Here is a 14,389-nt window from a genome sequence, read left to right on the forward strand (position 1 = left end):
GGAAAATCAGCTTCATGATTTTTGTTGCAAACTCCTGATCATGGAACGTAGCATTTTCCCGATCTCATCGGCCTTGCTAAGCAAACGCACCACCTCTGCTTCAACCATCAACCCTACTTTTTCAGACAAGATCAGGTGTGTTTCCAACTCTTTGAGAGATCCCTGCGCCATGCGCAGAAATTGAATGAATGATCCCGTACTCTCCCGCCCATGCCCTTCGGCGATGTTTGCTGCAATTGATACGGAAGACCGCCGCATCTGAGAGGTCATCCCGTAGATTTCGCTGCTTGGAAAGGCTTTGGTTACCGAATAGCAATCCACCGCCAACTCGACGGCCGCTTTCCAAACAATTAGGTCCCTGTAAGAATTGATCGCCGTCTTGCTGCCCTCCTTCCCCTATTCGCTACTCACTATTCGCTATTCGCTTTAATCATCCAGCACCCAAGTATCTTTCGTCCCGCCGCCTTGCGAGGAATTCACGACCAGCGAGCCTTCCTTCAGCGCGACACGCGTGAGGCCGCCGGGCACGATCTGGATGCGATCGGAGACCAGCACATAAGGCCTGAGATCGACATGGCGCGGCGCCAGCCCCTTTTCCGTCAGGATCGGGCATGTCGACAGCGCCAGCGTCGGCTGGGCGATGTAATTCGAAGGTTTTGCCTGGAGTTTCTTGGCAAAGGTCTCGCATTCCTTCTTGGTCGCAGCCGGCCCGACCAGCATGCCGTAGCCGCCGGAACCATGGACTTCCTTGATCACCAGCTCGTCGATGTGCTCGAGCACGTATTTCAGGCTGTCGGGCTCCGAGCAGCGCCAGGTTGGGATGTTGCCCAGGATCGCCTTGCGGCCGGTGTAGAATTCGATGATCTCGGGCATGTAGGAATAGATCGCCTTGTCGTCGGCGATGCCGGTGCCCGGCGCATTGGCGATGGTGATGTTGCCGGCCCGATAGACATCCATGATGCCGGGTATGCCGAGTGCCGAATCCGGTCGGAAGGTCAGCGGATCGAGGAAGGAATCGTCCACGCGTCGGTAGAGCACATCGATCTGCTTGTAGCCTTCGGTCGTGCGCATCGCGACATGGCCGTCGACGACGCGCAGATCCTGGCCTTCGACCAGCTGCACGCCCATCTGGTCGGCGAGGAAGGCGTGTTCGAAATAGGCGGAGTTGAAGCTGCCGGGCGTCAGCACCGCAATGGTCGGCGCGCCCTTGGTGCTTTGCGGCCGCACCGCCGCCAGCGACTGGCGCAGAAGCTGCGGGTAGTTTTCCACCGGCCGTACCTTGATCTTCTGGAACAGCTCGGGGAACAGCTGCATCATCGTCTCGCGGTTCTCCAGCATGTAGGAGACGCCCGACGGTGTGCGCGCATTATCCTCCAGCACGTAGAATTCGTCCTCCGAGATGCGGACGATGTCGACGCCGATGATGTGGGTGTAGACGCCGGCCGGCGGCCTGACCCCGATCATCTCCGGCAGGAAGGCCTCGTTCCTGGCGATCAATTCCCTGGGGACGCGCCCTGCGCGCAGGATTTCCTGGCGGTGGTAGATGTCGTCGAGGAAGGCGTTTAGCGCCTGCACGCGCTGCTCGATGCCCTGCGTGAGGCGCCGCCATTCATTGCCTGAAATGATGCGTGGAACGATATCGAACGGGATCAGCCGCTCGGAAGCTTCCTGCTCGCCATAGACGGCGAAGGTGATGCCGGTCTTGCGGAAGACGCGTTCGGCGTCCTGCATCTTCTCGGTCAGCCTGGCCGGATCCTGCTCCTTCAGCCAGCGATCATAAGCCGAATACGGTCTTCTCAATCCGGAGATTTCCGGAAGCATTTCATCGAACGCTGCCAATCGCATACTCCCCTGTGACGCCATTTCACTGACGTCGCCGGAGAAAATCAAGCGCAATCGGTGATTTGGGAGATACGGGCGATCAGTATGTTGCGCCTGCCTAAAATTGAGGCAGGTGAAATATGACCTTGATCAGCCTTTGCCTCGTGCCCGGGCAAATGCGTTTCCAGGCTAGAAAGCGCGAAACGTGACGACGGTGAACGTGTCCTTGATGCCGGGGAGAATCTGCACCTTCTCATTGACGAAATGGCCGACGTCTTCCTCGTCGTCGACGTAGAATTTGGCGAGCAGATCGTAATTGCCGGCGGTGGAGTAGATTTCCGAGGCGATCTCGGCATCGGCAAGCGCGCTGGCAACCTCATAGGATTTGCCGAGCTCGCATTTGATCTGCACGAAAAACGCCTTCATGGCTTCGTCCCGCTAAACGTCCAAGTCCAGCGGCCCTTCTGGCAGACTGGAGGCGGGCTTTCAAGCGCTGGAATGAATGCTCAGCCGGCTCGGGCCTAGGCTACCGCCTGCTGCAACTCCGCCACTGGCGTGGAACTTGTCACCGATCGCCAGTGAATATTCGCAATCGCTGAAACCGCGATGCGCTGCCAAGCGTATGTTATGATGTGTCTTCGGACAGCAGCATTTCGAGGGAAGATATTTCGCGGGATAACGGAGACAGGCCATGCGCCGCGCCTTTTTCGCAATCGCAGTCGTTCCATTCCTCTTCGCGTCGTCGGTATTGGCCGGCGATGCCGAGATCAAGGCGGGCCAGTCCGTCATCGACAGTCAGCTAAAGGCCCTCATCGCCAATGACGGCGCCACCGCCTACAGCTTCGCCGCCCCGAATGTGAAGCGGATCTTCCCGACCGTCGATGCCTTCATGAACATGGTGACCAACGGCTATCCGCCGGTGCGCAAGCCGCGGACCTATTCCTTCGGCAAGGTCGAGGAGACCGCTCCGGGTTCGATCGTCCAGCAGGTGCTGATCGTCGGCCCCGACGGCAAGGATTACGAGGCGGTCTACACGTTGCAGCAACAGCCCGATGGCACGTTCCAGATCACCGGCTGCAGCCTGCGCGCCTCGAATTCGCTCAGCACTTGAGGCCTCACAGCAACGGGATATCGCCCCTCGCCCAGCCCTCGGTGATTTCCGCGCCGCGCGCCTCGAAGGCGCCGGTCTCGATCGCAGCGCGGATGTCCTGCATCAGCTTTTGATAGTAAGAAAGGTTGTTCCAGGTCAAAAGCATAGCACCGAGCGCTTCTTGCGAGCGCACCAGATGATGCAGATAGGCGCGTGAGTAGTCCCGGGCGGCCGGGCAGTCGCTTTCCTCGTCGAGCGGCCGTGGATCGTCGGCATGGCGGGCGTTGCGCAGATTGACCTTGCCGCGCCTTGTATAGGCAAGGCCGTGGCGGCCGGCCCGTGTCGGCATCACGCAGTCGAACATGTCGATGCCGCGCGCCACCGATTTCAGGATATCGTCGGGCGTGCCGACACCCATCAGATAGCGCGGCTTGTCCGCTGGCAGTTCCGGGCAGGTGATGTCGAGCATCTCGAGCATCACCGCTTGCGGTTCGCCGACGGCCAGGCCGCCGACCGCATAGCCCTTCAGCTCCATCGCGCTCAGCGCCTGCGCCGAGCGCTCCCGCAGCGCCGCGTTGTCGCCGCCTTGCACGATGCCGAACATCGCCTTGCCCGGCTGATCGCCGAACGCCGTCTTGCAGCGCTCGGCCCAACGCAACGACAGCTCCATGGCGCGCTCGATTTCCTTCATCTCGGCCGGCAGCGCCGTGCATTCGTCAAGCTGCATCTGGATATCGGAATCGAGCAATCCCTGGATCTCTATCGAACGCTCCGGCGACATCTCGTAGGCGGCGCCATCGATATGCGAGCGGAAGGTGACGCCCTTTTCGGTCAGCTTTCTCAGCTTCGACAGCGACATCACCTGGAAACCGCCGCTGTCGGTCAGGATAGGATGCGGCCAGCGGGCGAATTCATGCAAACCGCCGAGCCGCGCCACACGCTCGGCGCCGGGCCGCAGCATCAGATGATAGGTGTTGCCCAGGATGATGTCGGCGCCGACACCGCGCACCTGGTCCATATACATGGCCTTGACGGTGCCGCCGGTGCCGACCGGCATGAAGGCCGGCGTGCGGATTTCGCCGCGCGGCATGTCGATCACGCCGCGTCGCGCCTTGCCGTCGGTTGCCAGAACCTTGAAGCTGAACGGCTTAGCCATTGAATTCCTTGTCGTGGATCGGGGCGTCCGGCGCCTGATTGTCGAGCGACTGGCGGTAGTGGATGCAGCCGCGCATGGCGGAATCGAGGTGCTGGCGAATGCCGGCGCGCAGCTTTTTCAATTCCGCATTCAGCGCATAGCGGTCAAAGGCTTGCAGATCATCGTCCATCGCTCGTCTCCGCTCGGAAAAGCAGGCTTGCGTCGCCATAGGAATAGAATCTGTAACGGTTCTCGATCGCATGGGCATAGGCCGCACGCATCGTGTCGAGGCCGCTGAAGGCCGAGACAAGCATGAACAGCGTCGAGCGCGGCAGATGGAAATTGGTCATCAGCACGTCGGCGGTGCGAAAACGGTAGCCGGGCGTGATGAAGATATCGGTCGGACCGGACCACGCAGCCAGAGTACCGTCCTCACGCGCCGCACTCTCCAGCAGTCGCAGCGAGGTCGTGCCGACGGCAACGACGCGCCCGCCTCTTGCTCTTGCAGCATTCAGGGCGTCCGCAGTAGCTTCGCTGACCGAACCGGTCTCGGCATGCATCTTGTGGTCGGCGGTGTCGTCGGCCTTCACCGGCAGGAACGTACCGGCGCCGACATGCAAGGTGACGAAGCGGCGTTCGATGCCCTTGCTGTCAAGCGCTGCAAAAAGCTCCGGCGTGAAATGCAGGCCCGCTGTCGGAGCCGCGACGGCGCCTTCCTCGCTTGCATAGATGGTCTGGTAGTCGGCCCGGTCGCGTTCGTCGTCGTCGCGTTTCGAGGCGATGTAGGGCGGCAGCGGAATGTGGCCGACCGCGTGCAGCGCCTCGTCGAGGAACGGCCCCGACAGATCGAAGCCAAGCAGCGCTTCGCCGCCCTCGCCTTTCTCGATCACCGTGGCGTCGAGCTGACCGAGCAAACAGGAATTGCCGTCATGGCCGAAATGGATGCGGTCGCCGGCGGCAATGCGCTTGCCCGGCCGCATGAAGGCCAGCCAGCGGTCCGGCGCCATGCGCATATGCAGCGTGGCTTCGACCTGCGCTGTCACTTCGCCTCGCCTCCGGATGCCTTTGAGCTGCGCTGGAATGACCTTGGTGTCGTTGAACACCAGCACGTCGCCGGCCCTGAGCAAGGACGGCAGGTCGCCAACCCTGCGGTCGTCGAACCCTTCGCCGGGTTTGACCACCAGCATCTTGGCGCTGTCGCGCGGCTCCGCCGGACGAAGCGCGATGCGCTCCTCCGGCAAGTCGAAGTCAAAGAGATCGACGCGCATCAGTAGAGCCGGACGAGCAGCGCTCCGGCCAGCAGCAGCACCGCGCCGGCAACGCGGCCGAGCGAGATTTCACGCACCGCGACGCCGAGGAAGCCGACGCGATCGATGAGCATGCCGGCCAGCAACTGGCCGGTGACCAGAAACGCCATCAGCGCGGCCGCACCTATGCGTGGCGTGAGAATCGTCGACAGCGTGACATAGAAACCGCCCAGCATGCCGCCGGCCACGAACAGCCAGGGCGCCGGCGCCTTCCAGTCGAGCGAGATGCCTTGCAGCTTCACCACCGTGACGGAGATGATACCGAGCACGATCGCGCCCGACAGGAACGAAAACGCAGCCGCCGCGACCGGGAGGCCCAGGCCGCGCGCCAGCTGCGAATTGATCGGCGCCTGAATGGCAATGAAGGCGCCGGACAGGATGCCGAGAAGCGACCAGACGACGCCCATCATTGTCGTTTGCCCTTACTTGACGTCGGCCGCGACTTTCAGCGACACGATCTTGTCGGGATCCTGCACCGGCTCGCCGCGCTTGATCTTGTCGACATTGTCCATGCCTTCGATGACCTGGCCCCAGACCGTGTACTGGCGGTTGAGGAAGGCGGCATCGTCGAAGCAGATGAAGAACTGCGAATTGGCCGAGTTCGGGTTCTGCGAGCGGGCCATCGAGCAGGTGCCGCGAGCATGGTTGGCGTTGGAGAATTCAGCCTTCAAATCCGGCTTTTCAGAGCCGCCCATGCCCGCGCGGGACGGCGCGAAGGAAGGCTTGCTCGAATTGCCGAACTTGACGTCGCCGGTCTGCGCCATGAAACCCTCGATGACGCGGTGGAAGACCACGCCGTCATAGGCGCCTTCCCTGGCCAGTTCCTTGATGCGGGCGACATGGCCGGGCGCCAGGTCGGGGAAAAGTTCGATGACGACCTTGCCCTTGGTCGTTTCCATGATGAGCGCGTTCTCGCGATCCTTGATTTCGGCCATGTCAGATATCCTTTTGAGAAACAGAGTTATTCGACAATTTACTTGTCGGCGGCGATGCGCACCTTAATCATCCGGTCGGGATCGGTGACCGTGCCGTTGTCCGCCTGGTCGCCCTTCTTGATTTGGTCCACCAGTTCCATGCCGCTGACGACATTGCCGACGATCGTGTACTGGCCATCGAGGGGCGGTGCCGGAGCGAACATGATGAAGAACTGCGAATTGGCCGAATTTGGGTCCTGCGAGCGGGCCATACCGACCACGCCGCGCTTATAATGTTCGGTCTGTGAGAATTCGGCCGGCAGGTCGGGCAGGTCGGAACCGCCGGTGCCGGCGGCCTCGGCGCTGAAACCCTTTTTCATATTGCCGAACTTGACGTCGCCGGTCTGCGCCATGAAGCCGTCGATGACGCGATGGAAGGCGACGTTGTCATAGGCGCCTTGGCGCACCAGCTTCTTGATCTGCTCGACATGCTTTGGCGCAAGATCGGGCCTCAGCGCAATGGTGACGTCGCCGTCCTTCAGCGTGATGATCATTGTGTTTTCCGGGTCGGCGGCGAAAGCCGAGACCGACACAGCCACAAGACCGGCGAGCACGACAAGGAACGAGGCTAGCTTTTTCAGCTGCATGGTTTTCTCCGAAAACTTACTTCTTGAACTTGGCTGTGAGCGCACCGGCAACCGCCGCCGGCACGAAGGGGCGAATGTCGCCGCCCATCGAGGCAATCTGGCGAACAAGTGTGGCGGTAATGGTGCGTACCGAAGGACTGGCGGGCAGAAAAACCGTCTGCAGTTGGGGCGCCATGGTCTCGTTCATGCCGGCCATCTGCATCTCATAGTCGAGGTCGGTGCCGTCGCGCAGGCCGCGGATCATGATCGAGGCGCCCTGCTTCCTGGCGGCGTCGATGACCAGCCCGTCGAAGGCGACGACCTTGATGCGGGCACCGTCGCTGCCGAATTCCGTCTTCGTCGCCGTCTCGATCAGCTTCACCCGCTCCTCGAAGGAAAACAGCGGTTGCTTGCCCGGATGGATGCCGATCGCCGCATAAACGATATCCGCCACGGCCAGCGAGGCCTTCAGCACATCGAGATGGCCGTTGGTCAGCGGGTCGAAGGAGCCGGCATAGAGGGCGATGCGTTCAGTCATGGCAGGTGCTTCTAATGCATGATCCCAAAAAGTGGAAACCGGTTTTTGGAAAAGATCATGCTCAAATGAAAGCTAGAGCCCGTTCCGTCTTCCGTCCATCAACAAGATGGAACAGGCTCTAGCGAGCCTCTCTCGCAAAGGCAAATCCGATCGGCGCGCCGGCCGTGAACCTTTTCCGGCACATGAACGACAGATGAACACGCTGATCACGAAGCCTTCACGCAGCGTTCACTAGGTTGCACCTTAATAAGATGAAACCAAAATCCCATCTATCCGTTGTTAGGCGCAGGAGAACACGCACATGCTGATCTACATGCTCGCCACCGCAATGACCGTCGCCATGCTGATCGCCACCGTATTTGGGCTGCATCAGGAGGCGCAACGCATCCGCGTCAAGGCAAACACCAAGCGCTTCGAAGGCTTCGGCCCGCGCAAGCCATATCGTCACTACTGATAAAGCCTGAACTTGCTGCCGCGCCGGCCACCTGGCCGGCGTTGCTATGTCAAAACCCGGGTGCCGGACTTAGTCCGCACCGTCCGGACCGGCGTCAGGCGCCGGAGCGGCATCAGCACCGCCCTCGACCGTCTCATCGCTTTCTTCGTCCGCTTGCGGTTCCGAGATCCGCTCGACCGAAACCACCTTTTCGCCTTCAGCCGTGTTGAAGATGGTCACGCCCTTGGTGGCGCGGCTGGCGAAACGGATGCCGTTGACCGGAACCCGGATGACGGTGCCGCCGTCCGACACCAGCATGATCTGGTCGTCATTGCCGACCGGGAACGTCGCCACCAGCCTGCCAATCTCGGCTGCCTTCGACACATCGGTGGCGCGGATGCCTTTGCCGCCGCGTCCGGTCAGCCGGAAATCATAGGATGACGAACGCTTGCCGTAGCCGAACTCGGTGACCGTCAGCACGTACTGTTCGTGCGCCTTGAGCTCTTCGTATCGGTTGTCGGAAAGCTCCGTCTCCTCGCCGATCTCCTCATTGGTCAGCGCGATCTCTTCCTCTTCGCCGGTCGTTTCCGTGGCAAGCCGCCGCTCCGCCGCCGCGCGCTTCAGGTAAGCGGCGCGTTCCGCTGGCGAAGCATCGACATGCTCTATCACCGACATCGAGATGATGCGGTCGGTCTCGGCCATGGTTATGCCGCGCACACCGACCGAATTGCGGCTCTGGAAGACGCGCACGTCGCCGACGGAGAAGCGTATGCACTGGCCGGAACTGGCGGTCAGCAGCACGTCGTCCTTGTCGGTGCAGGTCTCGACGCCGAGGATCTCGTCGCCTTCTTCCTCCAGCTTCATGGCGATCTTGCCGTTGCGGTTGACCTGGACGAAGTCGGATAGATCGTTGCGGCGCACGGTGCCGCGCGTGGTGGCGAACATCACGTAAAGTTCGCCCCAGCTGGCCTCGTCCTCCGGCAGCGGCATGATGGTGGTGATGCGCTCGCCCTGCTCCAGCGGCAGCATGTTGATCAGCGCCTTGCCGCGTGACTGCGGATTGCCGATCGGCAGCCGCCAGACCTTTTCCTTGTAGACGATGCCGCGCGAGGAGAAGAACAGCACCGGCGTGTGGGTGTTGGCCACGAACAGCCGGGTGACGAAATCCTCTTCCTTGGTCGACATGCCGGAGCGGCCCTTGCCGCCGCGACGCTGCGCCCGGTAGAGCGACAGCGGCACGCGCTTGATGTAGCCGGAATGGCTCACCGTCACGACCATGTCCTCGCGCTGGATCAGGTCCTCGTCTTCCATGTCCGAACCGCCGTCGGTGAGTTCGGTGCGGCGCGGCGTGCCGAACTCGTCGCGCACGGCGGCAAGCTCGTCCTTGACGATCTGCTGGACGCGCGCGCGGGACGACAAAATGTCCAGGTAATCGATGATTTCGGCGCCGATCGTGTTCAACTCGTCGGCGATCTCGTCGCGGCCGAGCGCGGTCAGGCGCTGCAGGCGCAGTTCGAGGATGGCGCGCGCCTGTTCCTCTGACAGATTGTAGGTGCCGTCTTCGTTGATCCGGTGACGCGGGTCATCGATCAGGAGGATCAGCGATTCCACGTCGCCAGAGGGCCAGCGCCGCTCCATCAACTGCTCACGCGCCGTCTGCGGATCCGGCGCGGTGCGGATCAGCTTGATGATCTCGTCGATGTTGGCGACTGCGATGGCGAGACCGACCAGCACATGGGCGCGGTCGCGCGCCTTGCGCAGCAGGAATTTCGTCCGCCTTGTGATCACCTCCTCACGGAAGGCGACGAACGCCTTCAGCATATCGGTCAGGTTCATCACTTCCGGCTTGCCGCCGTTCAGTGCCACCATATTGGCGCCGAAGGAGGTCTGCAGCGGCGTGAAGCGGTAGAGCTGGTTGAGGATGACGTCGGCAACGGCGTCGCGCTTCAACTCGATGACGACGCGGTAGCCCTGGCGGTCGCTCTCGTCGCGGATATCGGAAATGCCCTCGATGCGCTTGTCGCGCACCAGTTCAGCCATCTTCTCGATCATCGACGACTTGTTCACCTGGTAGGGAACCTCGGTGATGATGATCGACTCGCGGTCGTTGCCGCGCTGTTCGATGTTGACCTTGCCGCGCATGACGATGGAGCCACGGCCGGTCGAATAGGCGTTGTAGATGCCCGAACGGCCAAGCACGATGCCGCCGGTGGGGAAATCCGGTCCCGGAATGATCTCCATCAACGCCGGCAGGTCGATCGCCGGATTGTCGATGAGGGCGATGGCGCCGTTGCAGATTTCGCTGAGATTATGCGGTGGAATGTTGGTCGCCATGCCGACGGCGATGCCGCCCGAGCCGTTGACCAAAAGGTTGGGAAACCGTGCCGGCAGAACCTTCGGTTCGCTGCCCGACGCGTCGTAAGTGTCCTGGAAATCGACGGTATCCTTGTCGATATCCTCCAAAAGCTCGTGCGCGACCTTGGTCAGCCGCGCTTCCGTGTAGCGCATCGCCGCAGGCGGATCGCCGTCGATGGAGCCGAAATTGCCCTGCCCGTCGATCAACGGAACGCGCAGCGACCAGTCCTGTGCCATGCGCACCAAGGCGTCATAGATGGAGGCGTCGCCATGCGGATGGTATTTACCCATCACGTCGGCGACCGGGCGCGCCGACTTCACATATTTGCGGTTCCAGTGGTAGCCGCTCTCATGGGCGGCGAAGAGAATGCGGCGATGCACCGGCTTCAGGCCGTCGCGCACGTCCGGCAGCGCACGGCTGACGATCACGCTCATAGCGTAATCGAGATAGGAGCGCTGCATCTCCTCGACGATGGATATCGGCTCGATGCCGGTGGGGCCGCCGTCGGCGCCGCGCGGTGTCTTCTGGTCGGTCAAATCGGATCACAATCTAATCAGGAATCACTTGGTGCTTATATAGGAAGCAAGCCCGAAACTCCAACCTTCACGGCACTTTTCCAGTGTCATTTTCGGTGGTAATTTCAAATGGATACCGCTGATTGCGACGATATGGCCAAGGCGGTTTTCGCCGCCCTGACGCAAAAGCCTGCGTGTCTGCCTTGGCGGGCACGGGGCCGATTGACGAAGCAGAAAAGGCCCATGCGCCACGGCGGCTGCGATAGTTGCGCGGCGTCTCCCCCATGATCCGCCGAAAACGACGATTGAAAGTCGACAGATCGTTGAAGCCGGCCTCGAAGGCGATCGCCGAGACCGCATCGTTGGACATGCGTAGCCGCACCGCCGCCCTGTGCAATCGCGTCCTGAGCAGGAATTGGTAGGGCGTCATGCCCGCCACCTGCCGGAAGATGCGCAGGAAGTGATACGGACTGGTTGCTGTCTCATTGGCAAGCGCTGAAAGCGAGACAGGCCCATCGGCGTCCAGTTCGATCCGCCGCACTGCCTCGGCCACCCGTTTCTGATCGCGGCGGCTGGGCGCGCGCCCGACATGCGTAGCGCCAGAGGCTGTAGCCACGGCAGCACCGGCCAAGCGCAGGGAAAGTTCCTCGAAGGCGTCGATGTAGGCCATCTCGCGCGCGGTCTCCGCTTCGGCCAGGAGCGGCGCCAGTACCGGCAAAGGCGGCAGGCGCGCCGCCTCGAAAGCCAGCTTCCTGGCGCCCGGAACGCCAGCTGCGATCCGTTCCATGTAGGCCGGATCGAAATGGAACGAGAGGCAACGGTCGCCGCTGCCATGCTCGTGCCCGCATTCGTAACATGTGCCGGGATTGCCGAGCAGGAGCGCGCCGGGCGCCAGCATCGCCGTGCCTTGCTGGGCGCGGTAGCGAAACGTGCCGCTGGTGACCGCAGCGACGCAGAAATCCTGATGCGCTTCCTCGAACGGCCGGTCGCCGGCGCCGGCCGTGCAAATGACGTCCGTCACGTGCCAACCGGCTCCGAATGCGAGACTATGCGTGGTCGTCGTCATAGTCGAAATATAGCAATTTTTCCCAAGCCCAGAACCCCGTCACCGCCTACTCCTAACGGTCTCCTGACAAGAAGAGGCCGCAGCCATGTTCGATCAATCCTCGTTTGCCGAAGCCCTGCATAGCTCCGGACCGATCGAAGGGCTTGCCGAAAAACTGAGCCTTTACGGCCGCTTCGTCGGCGCCTGGACGTTTGAGGCCTCGCGCCACCTCGAGGACGGCACTGTGCTGACAGGGCGTGGCGAGGTGCATTTCGGCTGGGTGCTGGAAGGCCGGGCGATCCAGGACGTGTGGATCCTGCCCGCGCGGGACGCCGGTCCATCGCCATCCTTGGGCACATGGACTTTTTACGGCACGACGCTGCGCGTCTATGATCCCGGCGCGGATGCCTGGCACATCTTCTGGAGCGACCCGCGCAACCAGTATTTCAGCCGCCAGCTCGGCCGCGCCGAGGGTGACACGATCGTGCAAGTGGGCGCCGACGACACCGGCAGCTCGGTACGCTGGAGCTTTTCACGCATCACCGAAAACTCCTTCCGCTGGCTGGGCGAACGCTCGCAAGACAATGGCGCGACATGGCGGCTGGAAGTCGAGTTCCTGGCGCGGCGAGCGGTTTGATCTCCGAGGATTGCAGCAGCCCAGAATAAAAGCGTCGCGATCCTTCGCGCTGCCCTCTGTCCCGCATCAACCACTTTCTCACGAACGGTTCCCACCGAACGGGCTTTGCTCTACCAATATTCTGGCACGGGCACAGCCCGGCGGGAGGGTCAGAGATGCCGAGTTTCGACAGCCTGTTCAACGCTTTCGTCACCATTCTCGTGACCATCGACCCGCCCGGCCTGGCGCCGCTGTTCCTCGCCGTGACGCGCGGCATGAACCGTGAGGAGCGCCAGCAGGTTTCGGTGCGCGCCTCGATCATCGGTTTCCTGGTGATGGCGCTGTTTGCGGTTGCCGGGGCCTCGATCCTGTCGGTGTTCGGCATAACGTTGCCGGCCTTCCGCGTCGCCGGCGGTTTCCTGCTGTTCTTCATCGCCTTCGAGATGGTGTTCGAGCGCCGGCAGGACCGCAAGGAGAAGATCGGCGACGTCGCCATCACCAAGGACATGATCCACAACATCGCCGCCTTCCCGCTGGCGATCCCACTGATCGCGGGCCCTGGTGCCATTTCGGCAACTGTGCTGCTTTCCGGCTCGTTTCAAGGCTTTGCCGCGCAGGCGGCGCTGGTCGGCATCATCTTCGTCTGCCTCGCCATCACCTATCTGGTGTTCGTGCTGTCGGAACGCATAGACCGCATCCTCGGCCAGACCGGCCGCTCGATCCTGACCCGTCTGCTTGGCGTCATCCTGGCGGCACTGGCTGTGCAATTCGTCGCCGACGGCATCAAGGCGCTGATAGCAGGCTGAACGACAGTCCCTACTGCCTACTGCCTACTGCCTACTGCCTACTGCCTACTGCCTACTGCCTACTGCCTACTGCCTACTGCCTACTGCCTACTGCCTACTGCCTATTTCGCCGTCGTGTCGATGACCTCGAAATCGTGGGTAATCGTGGCGGTCTTGGCCAGCATCGCGGAGGCCGAGCAATATTTTTCGATCGAAAGGTCGATCGCGCGTTTCACCTTGACGCTGGAGAGTGCCCTGCCCTTGACGACGAAATGCATGTGGATGCGGGTGAACACTCTTGGCTCGGTTTCGGCCCGCTCGGCATCAAGCTCGACCACGCAGTCCTCGACCGCCTCGCGGCCCTTTTCGAGGATATGCACGACATCATAGGCCGAACAGCCACCGGTGCCGATCAGCACCAGCTCCATCGGGCTTGGACCCGGCGTCCTGCCTTCCGGTCCGTGCGCTGTTCCGAGCACGACCTTGTGACCGCTGCCGGATTCCCCGACGAAGGTGCGCTCCTCGACCCACTTTACCCGCGCTTTCACCCAACTCGTCCTCTCACCGTATTTCGTTGATCGGCCCGGTCAGCCTCAATCACGATGCAAAACCCCGAAAGTCCATGAACGACTCTCGGGGCACTGTGTCCGACATAACTGTTGCGATCAGAACGGGATTTCGTCATCCAATTCGCGCGACGAACCACCGCCGCCGCCGCTCTTGGCACCGCCGCCACCGCGATTGAAGCCTTCGCTCGGGCTGGACTGGCCGAAATCGGAACCACGGCTGCTGCCGCCACCGGTATAGCCGCCGACCTGACCGCCCTCGCCCTGTCCGCGTGCGTCGAGCATCTGCAGCTCCCCGCGGAATTTCTGCAGCACGACTTCCGTCGTGTACTTGTCGGCACCGGTCTGGTCCTGCCATTTGCGCGTCTGCAACTGGCCCTCGACATAAACCTTCATGCCCTTCTTCAGATACTGCTCCGCCACCTTGGCGATGCCCTCATTGAAGATGACGACGTTGTGCCACTCGGTTTTTTCCTTGCGTTCGCCGGAATTCTTGTCGCGCCAGCTTTCCGATGTGGCGATGCGGATGTTGACGACCGGCTCACCCGAATTCAGGCGACGGATTTCGGGATCCGCGCCGAGATTGCCGACCAGAATGACCTTGTTGACGCTACCCGCCATGATATTTCTCCGCGCTCATCC

17 protein-coding genes and 1 pseudogene are annotated in these 14,389 nt (G+C 61.8%); 4 read left to right on the forward strand and 14 right to left on the reverse strand.

Going from position 1 to position 14,389, the window contains the following annotated elements; genetic code table 11:
* Nucleotides 1-12 precede the first annotated feature (12 nt).
* From NP503_RS17650 to NP503_RS17660, 3 genes are all read right to left on the reverse strand, one after another.
* A complete protein-coding gene (locus NP503_RS17650) occupies nt 13-372 on the reverse strand; it encodes a four helix bundle protein (RefSeq protein ID WP_127270768.1) in 360 nt (119 codons plus the stop codon).
* 54 nt (nt 373-426) lie between these two features.
* Nucleotides 427-1,839, reverse strand: a complete 1,413-nt coding sequence (locus NP503_RS17655; protein ID WP_164749460.1) for a circularly permuted type 2 ATP-grasp protein — start codon at nt 1,837-1,839, stop codon at nt 427-429.
* Between the two features lie 171 nt (nt 1,840-2,010).
* On the reverse strand, nt 2,011-2,247 hold the full coding sequence (locus NP503_RS17660) for an Lrp/AsnC family transcriptional regulator (RefSeq protein ID WP_010909609.1): 237 nt from the start codon (nt 2,245-2,247) through the stop codon (nt 2,011-2,013).
* 265 nt (nt 2,248-2,512) lie between these two features.
* Here NP503_RS17660 and NP503_RS17665 point away from each other — a divergent pair, with 265 nt between their 5' ends.
* The gene (locus NP503_RS17665; RefSeq protein ID WP_127269463.1) at nt 2,513-2,932 is read left to right on the forward strand and encodes a DUF4864 domain-containing protein; all 420 of its coding nucleotides are present in this window, start codon (nt 2,513-2,515) and stop codon (nt 2,930-2,932) included.
* Nucleotides 2,933-2,936: 4 nt separating this feature from the next.
* Here NP503_RS17665 and tgt read toward each other — a convergent pair whose 3' ends face one another.
* From tgt to coaD, 7 genes are read right to left on the reverse strand one after another with little or no spacing between them, the layout of a single operon-like run.
* Entirely contained in the window at nt 2,937-4,067 is a 1,131-nt protein-coding gene (gene tgt / locus NP503_RS17670; RefSeq protein WP_127269464.1) for a tRNA guanosine(34) transglycosylase Tgt, read from the reverse strand.
* Nucleotides 4,060-4,236, reverse strand: coding sequence for a hypothetical protein (locus NP503_RS17675; protein WP_164749036.1), 177 nt, complete (start codon nt 4,234-4,236; stop codon nt 4,060-4,062). Before NP503_RS17675 ends, tgt begins: the two co-directional genes overlap by 8 nt.
* On the reverse strand, nt 4,226-5,314 hold the full coding sequence (gene queA / locus NP503_RS17680; protein WP_127269465.1) for a tRNA preQ1(34) S-adenosylmethionine ribosyltransferase-isomerase QueA: 1,089 nt from the start codon (nt 5,312-5,314) through the stop codon (nt 4,226-4,228). Before queA ends, NP503_RS17675 begins: the two co-directional genes overlap by 11 nt.
* Nucleotides 5,314-5,763, reverse strand: a complete 450-nt coding sequence (locus NP503_RS17685; protein WP_127269466.1) for a DMT family transporter — start codon at nt 5,761-5,763, stop codon at nt 5,314-5,316. The genes queA and NP503_RS17685 overlap by 1 nt, the downstream gene beginning before the upstream one ends.
* A 12-nt stretch (nt 5,764-5,775) precedes the next feature.
* Nucleotides 5,776-6,288 carry a peptidylprolyl isomerase gene (locus tag NP503_RS17690; protein WP_127269467.1) on the reverse strand — a complete coding sequence of 171 codons (513 nt, stop codon included), beginning with the start codon at nt 6,286-6,288 and terminating at the stop codon, nt 5,776-5,778.
* A gap of 38 nt (nt 6,289-6,326) precedes the next feature.
* A complete protein-coding gene (locus tag NP503_RS17695) occupies nt 6,327-6,914 on the reverse strand; it encodes a peptidylprolyl isomerase (RefSeq protein ID WP_127269468.1) in 588 nt (195 codons plus the stop codon).
* Between the two features lie 16 nt (nt 6,915-6,930).
* Nucleotides 6,931-7,431, reverse strand: coding sequence for a pantetheine-phosphate adenylyltransferase (coaD, locus tag NP503_RS17700; RefSeq protein ID WP_127272529.1), 501 nt, complete (start codon nt 7,429-7,431; stop codon nt 6,931-6,933).
* 301 nt (nt 7,432-7,732) lie between these two features.
* Here coaD and NP503_RS17705 point away from each other — a divergent pair, with 301 nt between their 5' ends.
* Nucleotides 7,733-7,885 carry a hypothetical protein gene (locus tag NP503_RS17705; protein ID WP_081714296.1) on the forward strand — a complete coding sequence of 51 codons (153 nt, stop codon included), beginning with the start codon at nt 7,733-7,735 and terminating at the stop codon, nt 7,883-7,885.
* A 69-nt stretch (nt 7,886-7,954) separates the two neighbouring features.
* On the opposite strand, the gene gyrA is transcribed toward NP503_RS17705, so the two are convergent.
* Nucleotides 7,955-10,756 carry a DNA gyrase subunit A gene (gene gyrA, locus NP503_RS17710; RefSeq protein WP_127301968.1) on the reverse strand — a complete coding sequence of 934 codons (2,802 nt, stop codon included), beginning with the start codon at nt 10,754-10,756 and terminating at the stop codon, nt 7,955-7,957.
* Nucleotides 10,757-10,985: 229 nt separating this feature from the next.
* A pseudogene (locus NP503_RS17715) lies at nt 10,986-11,801 on the reverse strand (helix-turn-helix transcriptional regulator); the annotation flags it as partial.
* Nucleotides 11,802-11,886: 85 nt separating this feature from the next.
* On the opposite strand from NP503_RS17715, the gene NP503_RS17720 reads away from it, so the two are divergent.
* Together NP503_RS17720 and NP503_RS17725 are read left to right on the forward strand one after the other, a co-directional pair.
* Nucleotides 11,887-12,417 carry a hypothetical protein gene (locus NP503_RS17720; protein WP_127269843.1) on the forward strand — a complete coding sequence of 177 codons (531 nt, stop codon included), beginning with the start codon at nt 11,887-11,889 and terminating at the stop codon, nt 12,415-12,417.
* 155 nt (nt 12,418-12,572) lie between these two features.
* Nucleotides 12,573-13,202 (forward strand): MarC family protein, encoded by a 630-nt coding sequence (locus NP503_RS17725; protein WP_013531832.1) that lies wholly within the window; start codon nt 12,573-12,575, stop codon nt 13,200-13,202.
* A 101-nt stretch (nt 13,203-13,303) separates the two neighbouring features.
* On the opposite strand, the gene NP503_RS17730 is transcribed toward NP503_RS17725, so the two are convergent.
* Both NP503_RS17730 and NP503_RS17735 read right to left on the reverse strand, forming a co-directional pair.
* Nucleotides 13,304-13,729: an OsmC family protein gene (locus NP503_RS17730; RefSeq protein WP_127270746.1), complete on the reverse strand. Its 426-nt coding sequence runs from the start codon at nt 13,727-13,729 to the stop codon at nt 13,304-13,306.
* 117 nt (nt 13,730-13,846) lie between these two features.
* Entirely contained in the window at nt 13,847-14,368 is a 522-nt protein-coding gene (locus tag NP503_RS17735; protein ID WP_127270744.1) for a single-stranded DNA-binding protein, read from the reverse strand.
* Nucleotides 14,369-14,389: the final 21 nt, after the last annotated feature.

The sequence above is a fragment of the Mesorhizobium sp. SEMIA396 genome (assembly GCF_024518615.1).
Classification (GTDB): Bacteria; Pseudomonadota; Alphaproteobacteria; order Rhizobiales; family Rhizobiaceae; genus Mesorhizobium.

Excerpts from the sequence above, each read along its gene's own strand:
- NP503_RS17660 (WP_010909609.1), bottom strand. The coding sequence starts at position 2,247 with ATGAAGGCGTTTTTCGTGCAGATCAAATGCGAGCTCGGCAAATCCTAT.
- NP503_RS17665 (WP_127269463.1), top strand. The coding sequence starts at position 2,513 with ATGCGCCGCGCCTTTTTCGCAATCGCAGTCGTTCCATTCCTCTTCGCG.
- tgt (WP_127269464.1), bottom strand. The coding sequence starts at position 4,067 with ATGGCTAAGCCGTTCAGCTTCAAGGTTCTGGCAACCGACGGCAAGGCG.
- NP503_RS17675 (WP_164749036.1), bottom strand. The coding sequence starts at position 4,236 with ATGGACGATGATCTGCAAGCCTTTGACCGCTATGCGCTGAATGCGGAA.
- queA (WP_127269465.1), bottom strand. The coding sequence starts at position 5,314 with ATGCGCGTCGATCTCTTTGACTTCGACTTGCCGGAGGAGCGCATCGCG.
- NP503_RS17685 (WP_127269466.1), bottom strand. The coding sequence starts at position 5,763 with ATGATGGGCGTCGTCTGGTCGCTTCTCGGCATCCTGTCCGGCGCCTTC.
- NP503_RS17690 (WP_127269467.1), bottom strand. The coding sequence starts at position 6,288 with ATGGCCGAAATCAAGGATCGCGAGAACGCGCTCATCATGGAAACGACC.
- NP503_RS17695 (WP_127269468.1), bottom strand. The coding sequence starts at position 6,914 with ATGCAGCTGAAAAAGCTAGCCTCGTTCCTTGTCGTGCTCGCCGGTCTT.
- coaD (WP_127272529.1), bottom strand. The coding sequence starts at position 7,431 with ATGACTGAACGCATCGCCCTCTATGCCGGCTCCTTCGACCCGCTGACC.
- NP503_RS17705 (WP_081714296.1), top strand. The coding sequence starts at position 7,733 with ATGCTGATCTACATGCTCGCCACCGCAATGACCGTCGCCATGCTGATC.
- NP503_RS17720 (WP_127269843.1), top strand. The coding sequence starts at position 11,887 with ATGTTCGATCAATCCTCGTTTGCCGAAGCCCTGCATAGCTCCGGACCG.
- NP503_RS17725 (WP_013531832.1), top strand. The coding sequence starts at position 12,573 with ATGCCGAGTTTCGACAGCCTGTTCAACGCTTTCGTCACCATTCTCGTG.
- NP503_RS17735 (WP_127270744.1), bottom strand. The coding sequence starts at position 14,368 with ATGGCGGGTAGCGTCAACAAGGTCATTCTGGTCGGCAATCTCGGCGCG.